The organism is Vibrio sp. V43_P6S15P86 (assembly GCF_009904725.1).
Taxonomy (GTDB): Bacteria; Pseudomonadota; Gammaproteobacteria; order Enterobacterales; family Vibrionaceae; genus Vibrio; species Vibrio diabolicus.
On record NZ_WXWT01000315.1, the window covers coordinates 1 to 2857 of the forward strand.

The 2857-nt window shown below is 43.8% G+C and carries 3 protein-coding genes and 1 pseudogene; all 4 read right to left on the reverse strand.

Features of this window, described 5'->3' with window-relative positions:
* Window positions 1-127: 127 nt before the first annotated feature.
* Window positions 128-787 (reverse strand): HAD family hydrolase, encoded by a 660-nt coding sequence (locus CAG69_RS13970; protein WP_161444753.1) that lies wholly within the window; start codon window positions 785-787, stop codon window positions 128-130.
* Between the two features lie 2 nt (window positions 788-789).
* Window positions 790-1809, reverse strand: coding sequence for an ABC transporter ATP-binding protein (locus CAG69_RS13975; protein WP_005373862.1), 1020 nt, complete (start codon window positions 1807-1809; stop codon window positions 790-792).
* Window positions 1806-2594, reverse strand: coding sequence for an ABC transporter permease (locus CAG69_RS13980; RefSeq protein ID WP_161444755.1), 789 nt, complete (start codon window positions 2592-2594; stop codon window positions 1806-1808). The genes CAG69_RS13975 and CAG69_RS13980 overlap by 4 nt, the downstream gene beginning before the upstream one ends.
* A 2-nt stretch (window positions 2595-2596) precedes the next feature.
* Window positions 2597-2857, reverse strand: a pseudogene (locus CAG69_RS13985) (ABC transporter permease); the annotation flags it as partial.

Below are 2857 nucleotides of genomic sequence, written 5' to 3' on the forward strand. Positions count from 1 at the left end.
GGCTTACGCCATTTTGTTACTGGTGTGTTTTTTTCGACGGTCTCAAATTTGACTTCACGTATAACCAGACAATTATAGCAATAAAGAGCAGCAGTTAGCTGCCCTTTATTGCTATAAAGACCGAAGGCTAATTCCAACGTAATAGCGTCCAGTTTGATCGATTCGCGTGTTCTTTTAGTTGTGGGCATGGATTTACCAGATAAGCGTAGTTCGCGTATTCACAAAGCGGTAAATCGTTGATTGAATCGGTATAGAAATGGATTTCGGAATAAGGCTCAGGCTGATTTTCTAGCCACTGTTTTAATCGCGTGACTTTGCCTTCACGATAACTCGGGATACCGTCGATTTCAGCAGTATAACGGTTGTTTTTCTCGATTAAATCAATTCCGAGTGCGGTTGGAATATTAAGACGGCGACCAACGGCTTCCACCAAAAAAGTGACGCTGGCAGAGATGATAACCATATCTATACCATCACGAGACAGTTGCTCAATCAGGGTTTTGGCTTGAGGGAACTGTTTAGGCAAAATATGGCTTTCAACACATTCTTCAACCAAGGCGTTTACTTCTTCAATCGGCATGTTTTCTAGTGGCTTCATGGAGAACGCTAGGTAATCTTCCATGTCCATTTTGCCTTCAGAGTACAAGGCCATTAGACGCTGATCTTCCTTAATAAATAAAGGATCAGTCGCGATGCCTCTCTCAACCATAAACTCGTTCCAAATCATTGCGCAGTCAGCGTTTATTAGGGTTTCATCCATATCAAAAACATACAAAGGTTTGGACATGTTTAGGCTCTCACTGGTTGAATTTCGTTTAGGTTAAAGAGTAGCTCTAGTTGGCTGCCATTCGCTAGTAAGCGTTCTGAAGAGCGGTTAAGTAAGTCAACAGTGAGCTCACACTCTTCAACGTTCACTTGATAGCGAATAACATTACCTAGAAGCTGGTGGTTGGTGATCGTACCTACTTGTGGCGCTGAGATGTGGCTATCATATTGACGACCTTGCTCTTTTACATATATAGACTCTGGGCGAATCGCTACTTTCCATTCGGTATCAATGTTGAAGAGTTGCTTGGCTTTATTGGCCTCTACAAGGTTGTAGTGCCCCATGAAACCGGCCACAAACTCGTTAGCAGGATGAGTATAAATTTCTTCAGGTGTTCCTGCTTGAACAATTTCCCCTTTACTCATTAGGAAGATACGATCAGACATAATCATCGCCTCTTCTTGGTCATGAGTTACGAAGATAGTGGTGAGATTCATCTCTTTCTGAATGTCTCGGATTTGCTGACGAAGGTGTTTGCGGATTTTGGCATCAAGCGCAGAAAGTGGCTCATCAAGCAATAATATGCGAGGTTTCACCACCAACGCTCGAGCGAGTGCGACACGCTGGCGCTGACCGCCAGAAAGTTGATGCGGATAGTGTTTTTCTTTACCTGCCAGATCCACCAGTTTGATGACTTTAGCCACTTCACGTCGAATATCATCATTCGCAAGCTTTTTCATTTTTAAGCCAAATGCAATGTTGCCTTCGACGGTCATATTGGGAAACAGCGCATACGATTGAAAGACCATCCCAATACCACGCTCTTGCGGGACTTGATGCGTGATATCTTCTCCGTTTACCCAAATCTCGCCTCCATCGACAGGGTTAAGCCCAGCAAGGCTGCGAAGTAGTGTCGATTTACCACAACCGCTAGGGCCCAAAAGCGTAATGAATTCACCTTGCTCGATGTTAAAGTGAATGTCCTCAAATACGGTGTTATCACCAAAACGTTTAGTCAGATTTTTCGCTGTTACATAGCTCATTGTTTGACTCCTCGGCTGAAACGACTTGCCAACCAAGTCAGTAAAAAAATAAATAGGAAGTAGGTCATCACTAAGGCAGACGTAAAGTGGCCGCTCGTCTGACGCATGTTATACAAGTAGATTTGCAGGGTTTCATAACGTGTGCCGACTAAAATATTGGCGAACACAAACTCTCCCAATAGAAATGAAAATGAAAGGAAAAGCGATGCCATCAGTCCTTTTTTGAGGTTAGGTAAAATGACCATCAAAAACGCTTTGGTTGTGCTTGCTCCTAGCAAATGTGCAGCGTCCATTAAATCATTAAGGTTAATTGCTTCGAAGCTATTAGAAATCGCACGATACATGAACGGTAACGCGATGGTGAAGTAAGTACCTACTAGAATCCAAGGAGTACCGATAAGGGAGATTTCACTGTCAGCATAAAGTTGAATCAAGCCGACGGAGGACACCACTGGTGGTACAGCGAATGGTAGCAAAATCAATACGTTCATGAGCTTATCGAGCCTTGGAAAGTAGTAAAACACCACGAATATCGCTGGCAGAACCAGAATCACACTGAGGGTTAGCGAAGCAATACAAATAAACAGCGAACGCCCAAACGCTTGCAAAAAGCGTGGGTCGGTCAGCAATTTAACGTACCAATCAAAAGTGAAACCATCCGGAAGCACCGTAGCACCCCAGCGTGATGAAAGCGAATAGACAAAGGTCGCTAAAATCGGGATGAGCATGATCCCAACAATGGAATAAACCACCGTTTTATGGAATCGCGTATTAACGTTGTGCATGACTACTTCCTACCTGCATAGCTTTTCGAAATGAGCCATTGGTTAATCACTGTGATAAAGGCAAGTAACGCCATTAGAATCACCGAAATTGCAGCGGCGAGATTAGGTTCAAGGAACAGGTCTCCCGATACCAGACTCGCAATTCGAATTGTGATGACGTTATAGTTACCGGAGGTCAACGCATAAACACTCGCATATGCGCCAATTGCGTTGGCTATTAAGATAATAAAGGTACCGAATAAGGCTGGTGAGAGCTCTGGCAG